The organism is Mesorhizobium sp. CNPSo 4670 (assembly GCF_057784235.1).
Genome location: NZ_JBWJFQ010000001.1, coordinates 707,037 through 720,042 on the forward strand (window position 1 = coordinate 707,037; position 13,006 = coordinate 720,042).

Annotated in this window: 12 protein-coding genes and 1 tRNA gene; 6 read left to right on the forward strand and 7 right to left on the reverse strand. The window is 61.6% G+C overall.

Features of this window, described 5'->3' with window-relative positions:
* Nucleotides 1-127: 127 nt before the first annotated feature.
* Both AC0ZT5_RS03185 and AC0ZT5_RS03190 read right to left on the reverse strand, forming a co-directional pair.
* The gene (locus AC0ZT5_RS03185; RefSeq protein WP_488495227.1) at nucleotides 128-1,303 is read right to left on the reverse strand and encodes a porin; all 1,176 of its coding nucleotides are present in this window, start codon (nucleotides 1,301-1,303) and stop codon (nucleotides 128-130) included.
* A 150-nt stretch (nucleotides 1,304-1,453) separates the two neighbouring features.
* A tRNA-Ser gene (locus AC0ZT5_RS03190) sits at nucleotides 1,454-1,544 on the reverse strand.
* Between the two features lie 451 nt (nucleotides 1,545-1,995).
* On the opposite strand from AC0ZT5_RS03190, the gene AC0ZT5_RS03195 reads away from it, so the two are divergent.
* Together AC0ZT5_RS03195 and AC0ZT5_RS03200 are read left to right on the forward strand one after the other, a co-directional pair.
* Nucleotides 1,996-3,141: a porin gene (locus AC0ZT5_RS03195; RefSeq protein ID WP_488495228.1), complete on the forward strand. Its 1,146-nt coding sequence runs from the start codon at nucleotides 1,996-1,998 to the stop codon at nucleotides 3,139-3,141.
* A 240-nt stretch (nucleotides 3,142-3,381) separates the two neighbouring features.
* Nucleotides 3,382-4,464, forward strand: coding sequence for a tyrosine-type recombinase/integrase (locus AC0ZT5_RS03200; protein WP_488495229.1), 1,083 nt, complete (start codon nucleotides 3,382-3,384; stop codon nucleotides 4,462-4,464).
* A gap of 63 nt (nucleotides 4,465-4,527) precedes the next feature.
* On the opposite strand, the gene AC0ZT5_RS03205 is transcribed toward AC0ZT5_RS03200, so the two are convergent.
* The gene (locus AC0ZT5_RS03205) at nucleotides 4,528-5,421 is read right to left on the reverse strand and encodes an alpha/beta fold hydrolase (protein WP_488495230.1); all 894 of its coding nucleotides are present in this window, start codon (nucleotides 5,419-5,421) and stop codon (nucleotides 4,528-4,530) included.
* A 153-nt stretch (nucleotides 5,422-5,574) separates the two neighbouring features.
* Complete coding sequence (locus tag AC0ZT5_RS03210; RefSeq protein ID WP_488495231.1) at nucleotides 5,575-7,605, reverse strand: lytic transglycosylase domain-containing protein; 2,031 nt, start codon at nucleotides 7,603-7,605, stop codon at nucleotides 5,575-5,577.
* Nucleotides 7,606-7,897: 292 nt separating this feature from the next.
* Here AC0ZT5_RS03210 and dapA point away from each other — a divergent pair, with 292 nt between their 5' ends.
* Genes dapA through AC0ZT5_RS03225 form a run of 3 tightly spaced genes read left to right on the forward strand, consistent with a single transcriptional unit; the run spans nucleotide 7,898 to nucleotide 10,032 of the window.
* Nucleotides 7,898-8,779, forward strand: a complete 882-nt coding sequence (gene dapA / locus AC0ZT5_RS03215; protein ID WP_095086797.1) for a 4-hydroxy-tetrahydrodipicolinate synthase — start codon at nucleotides 7,898-7,900, stop codon at nucleotides 8,777-8,779.
* Between the two features lie 25 nt (nucleotides 8,780-8,804).
* Nucleotides 8,805-9,284 carry an SsrA-binding protein SmpB gene (gene smpB, locus AC0ZT5_RS03220; protein WP_013896388.1) on the forward strand — a complete coding sequence of 160 codons (480 nt, stop codon included), beginning with the start codon at nucleotides 8,805-8,807 and terminating at the stop codon, nucleotides 9,282-9,284.
* 13 nt (nucleotides 9,285-9,297) lie between these two features.
* Nucleotides 9,298-10,032 carry a glycoside hydrolase family 25 protein gene (locus tag AC0ZT5_RS03225; RefSeq protein ID WP_488495232.1) on the forward strand — a complete coding sequence of 245 codons (735 nt, stop codon included), beginning with the start codon at nucleotides 9,298-9,300 and terminating at the stop codon, nucleotides 10,030-10,032.
* Nucleotides 10,033-10,084: 52 nt separating this feature from the next.
* Here the strand turns inward: AC0ZT5_RS03225 and AC0ZT5_RS03230 are convergent, their stop codons facing one another.
* Complete coding sequence (locus AC0ZT5_RS03230) at nucleotides 10,085-10,447, reverse strand: winged helix-turn-helix transcriptional regulator (protein ID WP_488495233.1); 363 nt, start codon at nucleotides 10,445-10,447, stop codon at nucleotides 10,085-10,087.
* 110 nt (nucleotides 10,448-10,557) lie between these two features.
* On the opposite strand from AC0ZT5_RS03230, the gene AC0ZT5_RS03235 reads away from it, so the two are divergent.
* Nucleotides 10,558-11,571, forward strand: coding sequence for a zinc-binding alcohol dehydrogenase family protein (locus AC0ZT5_RS03235; RefSeq protein WP_488495234.1), 1,014 nt, complete (start codon nucleotides 10,558-10,560; stop codon nucleotides 11,569-11,571).
* Nucleotides 11,572-11,580: 9 nt separating this feature from the next.
* Here AC0ZT5_RS03235 and AC0ZT5_RS03240 read toward each other — a convergent pair whose 3' ends face one another.
* Entirely contained in the window at nucleotides 11,581-12,237 is a 657-nt protein-coding gene (locus AC0ZT5_RS03240; RefSeq protein ID WP_488495235.1) for a uracil-DNA glycosylase, read from the reverse strand.
* Between the two features lie 11 nt (nucleotides 12,238-12,248).
* Complete coding sequence (locus AC0ZT5_RS03245; RefSeq protein WP_095086599.1) at nucleotides 12,249-12,830, reverse strand: LabA-like NYN domain-containing protein; 582 nt, start codon at nucleotides 12,828-12,830, stop codon at nucleotides 12,249-12,251.
* Between the last annotated feature and the right edge of the window lie 176 nt (nucleotides 12,831-13,006).

The window sequence follows — 13,006 nt, forward strand, 5'->3', positions numbered from 1 at the left end:
CTGCGCTCTCGAGGCCGAACCAAAGTTAGGACCGCGAACTGCAGCACCGCATGCAATGGTCGCGCAAAGTCCTGAAAAAACCCGGCGGTTGCCCGCCGGGTTTTCGATTTCGACAAGCCGAAACCTGTTAGAACGAGCGCTGGAAGCGGAGGATACCGCCGACGCTGTTCTTCTTGTCGGCGTTGACCCAGTTGCGATTGTCGGCATCGCCAAACTTGCCATCGTGGTTGTAGTCGACTTCGCCCGTGACCGTGAAGCCGGGGACGATGTCGTAGGCAACGTTGGCCGCGACGCCGACGTTCTTGTCGTCATCAGCCGACACCTGAGCGTTGAACGAGGTCTTCTCGTTGAACTTGTAGGTGCCGCCGCCCCACACTGCCCAGTTGCCGCCCCACTGCTTGTAGAAGTTGCGGTCGATGTGATCGTCCGAACCATAACCGCCCATGATCCACAGCGTCAGGGCGTCAGACGCTTTCACGTCCAGGCGAACCTTGCCGGTCCACTCTTCCCAGGTGCTGTCGTAGGATGCCACGCCGGTGATGGCACCCCAGCCCTGCGTGTACTTCACGCCGCCGACGACGTCCGGAACGTAGCTGTCGATGGTGTCGTTGCCGGAAGTCGCGTTGAAGAGATAGTTGCCGGCCCCGTCGAAGGTGGCAGCGCCAGCATTACTGGAGCCTTCTTCGAGTGAGACGACGGCCGAGAAGCCGTTGCCCCCGTCGAAATAGTACTGGACGACGTTGGTGTCGAAGCCGCCATAGGGGACGATCGTATCCTGGATGACTTCGCCGGCGTAGCCGATGAACGTATCGAAGGCCGATTCGTCCTTGCCGACGCGGAGACCACCGAGCTGGATCCAGGCGAAGTTCAGCGTGATGCCCTTGTTGTGGGCATCATTGCCGTATGCGTCGCCATAGCCGTTGGAGTTGCCGAATTGGATGCGGGTTTCGGTGTAGGTCTTCAACGTGCCCAGCTCGGTTTCCTGGCCGGTCCAGGTCTTCAGCGTGAAGCGGGTGTTCTTTGCCCACGTGTCCTGCAGCTTGGGATCGCCAAGCTGGTTTTCGGCACGCGCGCCATCGAACGAGCCGACGTCGCCGCCGCCGATGTCGTAACGGACATAGCCGCCGATACGCAGGCAGGTTTCGGTGCCGGGGATGTAGAAGTAGCCAGCGCCGTAGACGTCGCAGATCTTGACGTATTCAGCGGGCTCCGGCTCGGCGACGACGACGGCGTCGGCGGCGCGCGCACCGGAAACTGCGAGCAGAGCCGCAGCGGAGCCGAGGAGAAGGCTCTTAATGTTCATTTTCTGACCTCCAGTCAGAATCGAACAAAACAGCGTTGCCTTCAGTGCATATTTGACACGGAGTTGCGTTCCGACGGCAACGGATTGCCTGCCTATCTATCTGATTTAATGGGATGATTTTTGATGGGCCGCCTTCGAGGCAGGCAGAGATGGCGGAGAGGATGGGATTCGAACCCACGAGAAGCTTTTGACCTCTACTCCCTTAGCAGGGGAGCGCCTTCGACCACTCGGCCACCTCTCCGTTGCGCCGCTGGATAAAGAAAAGCGCCGGCACAATCAACAAGCCCGCGTCATTATATGGAAAAATAAGAACGCGCCGAGCTGCGGCTTTCCTTCGATGCGGCGGTTCTGCGGCAGTTTCCTGGCTGGCGACTCGGCGCCTTGCCATGATTCCGTCGGCCGATTGCCGGATTCGGCTGGAAACAAGCGGTTGCCGCGGCCCCAATGGTTAACGAGAGCTTTCTGAGTGAGGCCAAATCGTGTCATTTGTGCAACAACGCCAGGGGATAGCAGCCGAACAGCCCTTTCGCCGGTACGATCGTGGTTGAACGCCGCCGTCTCATGGGTAATGTCGAATTCGAAGGAGCGGCGCGGTGCGCATCTTTTTCGGTAGTGGGGATGGGGCAGGGAACGCTGTCCTTCAGCAAAGAATACCCAGACCCGTTTTTTAACTTTTGACTGGAGGTCAGAAAATGAACATTAAGAGCCTTCTCCTCGGCTCCGCTGCGGCTCTGCTCGCAGTTTCCGGTGCGCGCGCCGCCGACGCCGTCGTCGTCGCCGAGCCGGAGCCCGCTGAATACGTCAAGATCTGCGACGTCTACGGCGCTGGCTACTTCTACATCCCCGGCACGGAAACCTGCCTGCGCATCGGCGGCTATGTCCGTTACGACATCAGCGGCGGCGACGTCGGCTCGTTCGATGGCGCGAGAAGCGCAGATCATCAGGACGTCGGTGAGAGCAACGACACCTGGCGCAAGCGGGCCCGCTTCACGTTCAAGACCTGGACCGGCCAGGAAACCGAAATGGGCACCTTGAAGACCTACACCGAGACCCGCTTCAACTTCAACAATGCCAACGCCGACACGAGCCCCTACATCAACGAAGCCGGCAACTCGGGTGCTTCGCTGAACTTCGCCTGGATCCAGCTCGGTGGTCTCCGCGTCGGTAAGGACGAATCGGCCTTCGATACGTTCATCGGCTACGCCGGCGAAGTCATCCAGGATACGCTGGTTCCCTACGGCGGCTTCGACACCAACGTCATCCAGTACTACTTCGATGCTGGCAACGGCTTCTCCGCCGTCGTCTCGCTCGAAGAAGGCTATGGTGGCTACACGATCGACAGCTATGTTCCGCATGTTGTCGGCGGCGTGAAGTGGACGCAGGGCTGGGGTGCCATCACTGGCGTCATCGCTTATGACAGCAACTACGAAGAAGTGTCCGGCAAGGTCCGCTTGGATGTCAAAGCGTCTGACGCTCTGACCCTGTGGATCATGGCCGGTTACGGCACCGACGACAACCTCTCCGACGATACCTTGGCTTTCCCGGCTGGCGGTCGCGGCCTGTACAAGCAGTGGGGCGGCAACTGGGCAGTCTGGGGTGGCGGCAGCTACCACTTCAACGAGAAGACCTCGTTCAACGCTCAGATCTCGTATGACGATTGGAAGAATCTCGGCGTCGCCGCGAACGTCGCCTACGACATCGTTCCCGGCTTCACGGTCACGGCCGAAGTCGACTACCTCAATGCAGGCAAGTTCGACGACGCCGACTTCTCCAACTGGACCCATGCCGACAAGAAGAGCAGCGTCGGCGGTATCCTCCGCTTCCAGCGCTCGTTCTAAGGGCTGGTTCTACACAGGTGAAATCCAGCCCGGGCGCACAAACGCCCGGGCTGTTTTTGTTTCGTGACTGGGTCAAGGCAGACAGAAGGAACAGGGGGTAACGGTAGCTGAATAGGGTCCGTGGGTGATTTCGTGGGATCCGCTGATGGGCGGATGAAATCACAACTGCGTGATTCAAATCTCTTGAAAGGACGCCTCCAAGCGGGTAGGGCTGATCTATCCCACTCGGGGGTGTGGCAAATGATGACGACCGAAGCGATTCAAGAGGGTGAGCCTTCTGATCATTTTTCGATGTTTTCTTCTCAAAATGCGAATATACGATACAGTTACAACAAGATCAGAGAAGTAAAGTCGCATAGGGTTGGAGAGCTCTTTTTAGCATACCGGGACATATTATGGGATGATGGGCGGCATAAGTACAATGTCAGCTCTTTCATCGGCGAGATAGATGAGCTTCTCCTTGGAGAGCGATTCAGCGCCTTTGACCAGAGTACCCTGGACAACCTCATTGGTACCTTGCGCCAGCGCGGCAACAGCAATGCAACCATCAACCGAAAGATGGCTGCCCTTAGCAAACTGCTGCGCAAGGCATATAAGATGGGAGATATCCACAGCCTGCCCGAGTTCCGCCGCCAGAAGGAGCGGGCGGGACGGATTCGTTTCCTCGAGAGGGACGAAGAGGCACGGCTATTCGCGGCCATTAGGAGCCGCAGCGAGGATGCCTACAGGCTTTCAGTTTTTTTGGTGGATACCGGGTGCCGTCTCGGTGAGGCGCTTGGGCTGATCTGGAACGACATCCAGGAACATCGCGTCAGTTTCTGGATCACCAAATCCGGTCGCAGCCGCACCATTCCGATGACCGAGCGGGTCAAGGAGGTCATCAAGCTGCCGGCTACCGAAGGCCGACGACCAAAAGGCCCGTTCACCAAGCTCAGCCAGGCACAGTTCCGTGCCATCTGGAACGATGCCAAAGCCGAAGTCGGCCTTGGCGCCGATGACCAGGTGGTGCCGCATATCTTGCGACACACCTGCGCCTCGCGTCTCGTCCAGGGCGGCATCGACATCCGCCGTGTGCAGATGTGGCTCGGTCACCAGACGCTGTCGATGACCATGCGTTATGCGCACCTGGCCACCAATGACCTCGATGGCTGTGTGGTTGTCCTGGAAACACCTCGCGGCGAACAACCGGCAAGCAGTGGGGAAGGCTCCATGTTTTCGTCGCCTGTGACCACGCCTTCATCCCCGCCCACGGCTCGGAAACAGCGGGACGAATCAGCCGCGGCCTCGCCGAAAGCGCCTCGGAAAAATTCAAAAGCCAAATAGGCAGGCCAGCTAGCTTATATTGTTGTGTCAACCCCAGGACCCTGTTTGGTCTTGGGGTTTACTTTAGATGCGCTGTCGCTCGGCGCGATCAAGGAAAGCGGCGATGGCGTCCGGCAAGTCGCCGGTTTCGAGGAAAGGGGCGTGGCCCTGGCCCTCAACAATGATCGTCTCCATCATGGAATGATGCTCTTGCATCTGCCGTAGCGTGTCTGAGGACAGCAGTCTCGAGTTGGCGCCGCGTATGGTGAGCAATGGGATCGCGGCCAACGCGTCGAATTGCGGCCATAGGGCAGGCAAGGGCTGCGTCAGATCGAGACCCGCAACGGTGTCGACCAGCTTCGGGTCGAAATCCGGCAACAGGCCCTGATCCGTTTCGCGGTTGAGCGCCCATACCATCCGCTCCCAATCCACGTCGGTGAGCGCCGAAAAGTCCTGGGCGTGAACGCTGCGTTGGGCAGCCACAGCGTCGGCGAAGGTTCTGGGGTTCGGTGTCCGTTCAAGGTAGGACTTGATATGGGCGAGACCGGCCGCCTCGATCACCGGCCCGATGTCGTTGAAAACGATGGCTTTCAGGATAGCCGGCTGCATCATGCCGAGCACATGGATGATCAGCCCGCCGCGTGATGTTCCGATAAAGGCGGCCGCCTCTATTTCCAATGCCGCCAGCCCGGCAAGGATGTCGCCGGCTTCGACGCCGACATTGTAATGACCGATGTCGGCATCGTAGTCCGACTGCCCGCGCCCGCGGTAATCGAAGGCAACGACCTTGCGCGGAGCCTGAACTCGAGCCGAAAGATAGAGCGCAAGCTCATGAAAATCCCGGGCATTGCGGGTCAGGCCGGGCAGGCAGACCACCGGCCAAGGACCGGCATTCGCGTCACCATAGACGCGCGCGTGAAGCTTTAGCCCATCCGGTGCGCTGTAGAAAAAGTCGGAAAAACCTTCACCGCTCGACATCTGGACGCGATTCCTTCCGGCTGCCTGATCGTCTTCCGACTGCTACAGGCGAGGGAAGGTGGGGTCAAATTGAGACTGGGTTGGAGAGCGCCGCCAATCCCAAGGGGCAGATCGACAGGTTCGGCGAAGTTCCCTCTTGAGGGGGTGGCTTCGTCAGCCGCGCCCGTTCACCAGATCTCCTACGATGTCGTATTTGCCGGAAATACGCATCTTGTAGACCTCGTAATTCTCCATCACGCGCTGCACGTAACTTCTTGTTTCCGTGTAGGGAATCCGTTCGATCCAGTCGACGACGGCATCGATGTCCTTGCCGCGCGGGTCGCCGTATTTCGCGACCCACTGGCTGGCCCGGTTGGGACCGGCATTGTAGCCGGCGAAGGTCAGAACATAGGAGCCGTTGAAGCGGTCGAGCTGCTCGCCGAGGAAGGCTGAACCAAGCGTCGCGTTGTAACCGGCGTCGGTGGTCAGCCGTGTCTGCGAGAATTGCAAACCGGCCTTCTTCGCCAATTGCTTGGCGGTGCCGGGCATCAGCTGCAGCAGTCCGCGGGCGCCTGCGCTCGACACGGCGCCGATGTTGAATTCGCTCTCCTGGCGGGCGATCGCATAGGCCAGCGCCTTGCCCGAGCCGGAAATGTTGGCCGAATCGGGAATGACGCCGAGCGGATGCGACAGCGCGCCGACATCGATGCCGCGCGCGCCAGCGATCTTGCCGACTTTCAGCGCCATGAAATGGTTGCCTTGCTTTTCCGCCAAGACCGCGAGCAGCGCCAGTTCGCCCGGGCTGGTCAACTGCCCGGCAAGGTCGCGATAGAGTGTATCGGCATAGCGGTCGTAGCCCGCCTCCTGCAGCCGCTTGATGGCGCTGACGGCCTCGTGGCCGGTAAAATTCTGCCGGTCGGCTGCATCGGGCTGCGGGTAGGCGATGTTGAGCGCCTGCCGGCCGACGCGTTCGGCGGCAAGCTGGCCGTAAAATGTCGTGCCGTAGGCAGCGGCGCGTGCAAAATAGTCCTTGGCGCTGCCCGGGCCGCCGACTTCCGCCGCCCGGCCGAGCCAGTAGTAGGCGCGCGACAGCGTCATCGGTCCCTGGGCGAGATCGGCGATGCGCTCAAAATGCGTTGCAGCAAGCTTTGGATCGTTCAGGCCACGGAGCGCATACCAACCAGCATGGAACTCGGCCTCGGCCGCATTGGTGGCACTTTCGGCGGCATGCGTGGCGACGATCCGGTAGGCCGTCTTCATGTCGCCCTGGTCGACCAGTTCGCGCGACAACACCCGGCGCTCGACCCACCAGGCGTCCGGATCGACCAAAGCTTCGCGATCGGTCGGTGCCTGCATCACGACAGCCGCGGCGTCGGCAAAATTCTCTTTTTTGCGCAGATATTCGGCCTGCGCGAAGAAGTAGCCGGCCGAACGCTGCGCCGCCGGCACGCCCTTGAGCAGTTTCGGCGCGTTCTTGTCGCCTCTGTCAGCCGCCGCCCAGGCGTCGGCAAGCTGCTGGGCACCGGCGAGGCCGGCGACGCGCTGCGCCGAATTCGCCCGATCGGCATAGAACATGCGCTCCATGCGAAAACGGTGGTCGGCGGCCGGAATCAGGCTGCCGAATTCCTTGAGCAGCGCCGCCTCGTCCTTGGCCTCCAGGATCGCGGTACGCCAGAACGGCGACAGCACCGAACGCGCCGCCTTGGCATTGCCCGACGCCACATAGGCGCGGGCGAGAACCATCACGCCTTCGAATGTCTGCGGCTGGCTGCCGTCGAACGCGGCAATGACGGTATCGGGGGCAGGGTTTTCGCGATAGAGCGCGCGCTCGCTGTTCTTGCGCAAGGCGACGGTGCCCGGCCAGTTGGGCAGCATCTTCGCGGCGGCGGCAATATCGCCGCTCGGAACCTTGTCACCGCCGTAGAGCGCGATCGCCCAGGCAAGGATATGCTGGTCGAGCGAGTGGCCGGGAAGGGCATCACGCACGGCGCGGGCGCCGGGAATGTCGCCAGCCGCCAGTGCATCCAGCCCGCTTTTCAACAGGGCGACGCTTGGCGAGGCATCCTGTGGCGCCTCGGCCTGCAGGCCCGGCATCGGGATGGTCGAGGTGACCTGCACATCGACGCTGCCGCCGATCGCCATGCCCGGCATCAGCGCGAGCGTGGCGCCAAGCAGCGCGAAGAGGTGAGGCCGACTGGTCGGCATGGTCTTTTCGTCTTTCCTTGTCCTGGCATTCTACCAGCAGGCGCAGAGGCTTCGAAGCCTAAACTTAGGTCGTGAAGAGCCCGTAAACAAAGAGTTAGCGCGGTCGCTCGAATTGCGCTTGCTGGCACCATGGCAATGCTTGCCGCGCAAGAGTGTCGAGACTATGGTGCGCGGCTTCGCTTTCGGCTAGAAGGCGCGCACGACGAAACACCGATGCATGTCGCCTAAAAGTGGGTACCGGTTTTAGGACAACGGCATGCATGAACAGAGAAGTGCCAAGGAGTTGGACGACATGCTGAGAGGCTCGCTTACTGCGCTCGTGACACCGTTCGAAAAGAGCGGGCGTTTCGACGAGAAAGCCTTTCGCGCGTTCGTCGACTGGCAGATCGCCGAGGGCACGACGGGCCTGGTCCCCGTCGGCACCACTGGCGAGTCGCCGACGCTGTCGCATGACGAGCACCGCCATGTCGTCAAGGTCTGCATCGAGGTGGCCAGGGGCCGCGCACCGGTCGTCGCCGGCGCCGGCTCCAACAACACCGAGGAAGCGGTCGGGCTTGTGCAATATGCCGAGAAGGCCGGCGCCGACGCCGCATTGGTCGTCACGCCCTATTACAACAAGCCGACGCAGCGCGGCCTCTACGCGCATTTCGCCGCTGTCGCCAGGGCAACCAGCCTGCCGATCATCATCTACAACATCCCGCCGCGCTCGGTCATCGACATGAGCCCGGAGACGATGGGCCAGCTGGTGCACGACTTCAAGAACATCATCGGCGTCAAGGATGCCACCGGCAAGGTCGAGCGGGTTTCCGAGCAGCGCGCTACGTGTGGCAAGGATTTCATCCAGCTTTCGGGCGAGGACGCTTCGGCGCTCGGCTTCAACGCGCATGGCGGCGTCGGCTGCATTTCGGTGACGTCGAATGTCGCGCCGCGGCTCTGCGCCGAATTCCAGGAAGCAACGCTTTCCGGCGACAGCGCCAAGGCGCTGGACTTGCAGGACCGCCTGCTGCCGCTGCACAAGGCGATCTTCCTCGAGCCCGGTGTTTCCGGCGCAAAATATGCGCTGTCGAAGCTGGGCAAGGTCGAGAATGTGCTGCGTTCGCCGCTGATGACGGTCGAACAGTCGACCGCCGACAGGATCGATGCGGCGATGAAGCACGCCGGCTTGATAAACTAGGGATGAGGCGCCACCTCTCCACATCATGAATCAAGTCAGAAAAGCTGATCCCAACAACAAGACCGTTGCGGAAAACCGCAAGGCGCGGTTTTCCTATGAGGTGCTCGACACGATCGAGACCGGCTTGGTGCTGACCGGCACCGAGGTCAAGTCGCTGCGCCAGGGCCAGGCCAATATCCAGGACAGCTATGCCTCGGTCGAAGGCGGCGAGATCTGGCTGATCAATTCCTACCTGCCGGAATATCTGCAGGCCAACCGCTTCAACCACGAGCCGCGCCGGCGGCGCAAACTCCTGCTCAACAAGCGTGAGATGGCCAAGCTGGCACAGAGCGTCGACCGCGAAGGCATGACGCTGGTGCCGCTGAAGATCTATTTCAACGATCAGGGCCGTGCCAAGCTGCTGCTCGCCGTCGGTCGCGGCAAGAAACTGCACGACAAGCGCGAAACCGAGAAGCAGCGCGACTGGTCGCGCGAGAAGGGCAGGCTCTTAAAAGAGCGGGGGTAGGCGGGCCATTCGTTTGAAGAACCGGATCGTCCTTTGGGGTTTGGCCAGCCTGGTCCTGGTTTGTCTCATCGCTGCGGGAGGCTATCTCTATTTCAGGGCATTCTCGCCGGACCGGGGCAAATATCCGGTACGCGGCATTGATGTGTCCCATCACCAGGGCCAGATCGACTGGCGCCGCGTTGCCGCCGACGATGTCGCCTTTGCCGTCATCAAGGCGACCGAAGGTGGCGATCATGTCGACGATGCCTTCTCCACCAATCTGCGTGAGGCCCACGCGGCCGGACTTGCCGTCGGCGCCTATCATTTCTTCACCTTCTGCCGGCCTGGTGCCGACCAGGCGAAGAATTTCATCTCGGTGGTGCCGCACGACCAGCCCTTGCTGCCGCCGGTCGTCGATATCGAGTTCGGCGGCAATTGCCCGCAGCGGCCAACACCCGAGCAACTGAACGCAGAACTTGCCGCGTTCCTCGCTCCAGTCGAGGCCGCGTTCGGCAAGCCGGCGATTGTCTATCTGACCGACGAGGCTGAGCAGGCCTATGCCGGGCGCATCCCCGCCCGGCCGCTCTGGCTGCGCTCGTTGCTGCTGCGGCCGGATCGCGGCGACTGGATCTACTGGCAGTACCAAAACAAGGGACGCGTCGACGGCATCAACGGCGATGTCGACCTGAACGTGCTGCAGGGTGGTCCGGCCGTGTTGGACGCACTGTCCGCGCCATCATCGGGATCGATCGTTCCGCAAGCCAAGTGATCTCCCAAGCCAAGTGATCCCCTGAAGCTATTGCGGGACCCCGCTCGTCGTCTCAAGCTGCAGCCTGGGAAGCCTCCGGCGCGAGCGTGACATTGGCATCGCCCCAGACTTTGAGCGCGGTGATCACGGGTTCCAGGCTTCTGCCGCGCGACGTCAGGCTGTACTCCACTTTCGGCGGCACTTCAGGATAGATCTTGCGCGCAATCAGCCCATCGGCTTCCAGTTCGCGGAGCTGGTTGGTCAGCATGCGCTGCGTGCAGTTCGGAATGCGCCGGCGGATCTCGTTGAAGCGCAGTGTGCCCTCGAACAGATGGTAGAGCACGACGCCTTTCCATTTTCCGTCGATGTAGCGGAGCGTTCCCTCCACGGTGCAGCCGGGGCTGCAATCGAATCGCTCATGGCGAATGCGCGGCATGACGGTATCCTTTTCGACACTATGTGCTTTATATGTGCATTCTTGCGCTTCCGGCACATAATCCGCATCTCTGCTCCGAACAACACTCAAGAGCAATCGCGGAGACCAAAATGCGCGCCGTCGGCTATCAAATCCCAGCCCCCATCACCGATGAGGCCTCCCTGGTCGATATCGATTTGCCCAGGCCCGAGCCGAAAGGCCGTGGGCTGCTGGTCGAGGTGAAGGCAATCTCGGTCAATCCGGTCGACACGAAAGTGCGGCAAAGCGCCAGGCCAGAAGCCGGAGCGTGGCGCGTGCTCGGCTGGGACGCTGCCGGCCGGGTCGTCGCGACCGGTCAGGACGCCAGCCTGTTCAAGGCGGGCGACGATGTCTTCTATTCCGGCGCCCTGGCACCGCAAGGCACCAATGCCGAATTCCACCTTGTCGATGAGCGCCTTGTCGGCCGCAAGCCCGGATCGCTCGGCTTTGCGCAGGCAGCGGCGCTGCCGCTGACCGCGATCACCGCCTGGGAGGCTCTGTTCGACCGTCTCGATGTCAGGAAGCCTGTCGCGGGCGCGGCAAAGGCCATCCTGATCATCGGCGGCGCCGGCGGCGTCGGTTCGATCGCGGTGCAGTTAGCGCGCCAACTGACCGATCTGACGGTGATCGCCACTGCATCGCGGCCCGAGACGCGGGACTGGGCGCTTGGGCTCGGCGCCCATCATGTCGTCGATCACTCCAGGCCGCTTGCCGCCGAAGTCGCAGCCCTTGGCCTCGGCGCACCAGCCTTTGTTTTCTCGACAACCAACACCGACCGGCATCTGGCCGAGATCGCTGAACTGATCGCGCCGCAAGGCCGTTTCGGACTGATCGACGATCCCAAATCGCTCGACATCAATTCGTTCAAGCGCAAGAGCGTGTCCGTGCATTGGGAGTTCATGTTCACCCGCTCGATGTTCGAGACGCAGGACATGGCCGCGCAGGGCGAGCACCTCAACGAACTGGCCCGGCTTGTCGACACCGGGACCATCCGCACCACACTGGGCGAGACCTTCGGTGCCATCAATGCCGTCAATCTGAAGCGCGCCCACGCGCTGATCGAGACCGGCAAGGCCAAGGGCAAGATCGTGCTGGAGGGGTTCTGAAGGGCGGCGCTATTCCTGCAGGAAGGCCGCGATCTCGCTGAAGACGCTGACGAACATCGCCTCGGTCAGCACACCGGTGTTGGTGTTGTAGCGCGAGCAATGATAGCTCGAAAACAACGTGATGCCCCCGGCCGGCGCCTGCCCGCCATGCTTGAACGGATAGGCGGCGACGCGCCCACCCAGCGCGCGCACCGTCGATTGGTGCGCGATCGACCCCAGCGCCAGCACGGCGCGCAGGTTGGGAAAGCGGGCGATCGTCGGCACCAGGAACGTCCGGCACGTGGCAATCTCGGCGCCGACAGGCTTGTTCTCAGGCGGAACGCAGCGCACCGCATTCGTGATCGCCGTGCCGACCAGCTCCAGGCCGTCATCCGGCCGCGCCTTAAACTCACCGCGCGCAAAACCGTGCGAAATCAACGTCGAGTACAGCAGGTCGCCCGCATAGTCGCCGGTGAAGGGGCGTCCGGTGCGGTTGGCGCCGCGCAGGCCGGGCGCCAGCCCAACGATCAGAAGCCGGACGGCGTCGTCGCCATCGGGTGGCAAAAAAGTCGGCACCGGCGCGTTGAACCAGGATGGCTCGTGTTGCCGCCATTCGGCGATGAAATCATGCAGCCGCGGACAGAGCGGGCAGTCGCGGCCTGGTTCGGAGATGGAAAGGGCGGTCAACGCGACCGGCCTCAGTAGTCGTCCTCGTCGACTTCGGCCGGCTCGGGCCGGCGCATCGGACGCTCGGACGGATCGCGACCGACCTCGTTCTTCAACGTGGTCAGGTCGATGAAATGGTCGGCCTGGCGGCGCAGATCGTCGCTGATCATTGGCGGCTGAGAGGCCATGGTCGAGACGATCGACACCTTACGGCCGCGCCGCTGCAGCGCCTCGACCAGCGTGCGGAAATCGCCGTCGCCGGAAAAGATGACGTAATGGTCGACGACATCGGCGAGTTCCAGCGCATCGACAGTGAGTTCGATGTCCATATTGCCCTTGATCTTGCGGCGGCCGGTCGAGTCGGTGAATTCCTTGGCCGGCTTGGTGACCACCTTGAAGCCGTTGTAATCGAGCCAGTCGATCAGCGGACGGATCGAGGAGTATTCCTGATCCTCGACCAGCGCGGTGTAGTAGTAAGCGCGCAGCAGATAGCCGCGCTTCTGGAAGCTCGACAGGAGCTTGCGATAGTCGATGTCGAAGCCGAGGGCGCGCGACGTCGCGTAGAGATTGGCGCCGTCGATGAATAGGGCGATTTTTTCACGAGGGTCGAACATGGAAAATAGTCCTTTTCGAAATAATCGGCCGTCTAACGAAATGCGATAGCGACTTCGGTCAGGCTCATAATAAACCGGCTGACCTTCGCGCTATCCGAGATAACGCCAGTTTCACGGCAATCCAAGGGCGTGTTGGCGCACTGCAAGCAATTGTGATCGGGCGCCGAACCCATGGA

Coding starts and splice junctions, on each gene's coding strand:
- AC0ZT5_RS03185 (WP_488495227.1), bottom strand. CDS start 1,303: ATGAACATTAAGAGCCTTCTCCTCGGCTCCGCTGCGGCTCTGCTCGCA.
- AC0ZT5_RS03195 (WP_488495228.1), top strand. CDS start 1,996: ATGAACATTAAGAGCCTTCTCCTCGGCTCCGCTGCGGCTCTGCTCGCA.
- AC0ZT5_RS03200 (WP_488495229.1), top strand. CDS start 3,382: ATGATGACGACCGAAGCGATTCAAGAGGGTGAGCCTTCTGATCATTTT.
- AC0ZT5_RS03205 (WP_488495230.1), bottom strand. CDS start 5,421: ATGTCGAGCGGTGAAGGTTTTTCCGACTTTTTCTACAGCGCACCGGAT.
- AC0ZT5_RS03210 (WP_488495231.1), bottom strand. CDS start 7,605: ATGCCGACCAGTCGGCCTCACCTCTTCGCGCTGCTTGGCGCCACGCTC.
- dapA (WP_095086797.1), top strand. CDS start 7,898: ATGCTGAGAGGCTCGCTTACTGCGCTCGTGACACCGTTCGAAAAGAGC.
- smpB (WP_013896388.1), top strand. CDS start 8,805: ATGAATCAAGTCAGAAAAGCTGATCCCAACAACAAGACCGTTGCGGAA.
- AC0ZT5_RS03230 (WP_488495233.1), bottom strand. CDS start 10,447: ATGCCGCGCATTCGCCATGAGCGATTCGATTGCAGCCCCGGCTGCACC.
- AC0ZT5_RS03235 (WP_488495234.1), top strand. CDS start 10,558: ATGCGCGCCGTCGGCTATCAAATCCCAGCCCCCATCACCGATGAGGCC.
- AC0ZT5_RS03245 (WP_095086599.1), bottom strand. CDS start 12,830: ATGTTCGACCCTCGTGAAAAAATCGCCCTATTCATCGACGGCGCCAAT.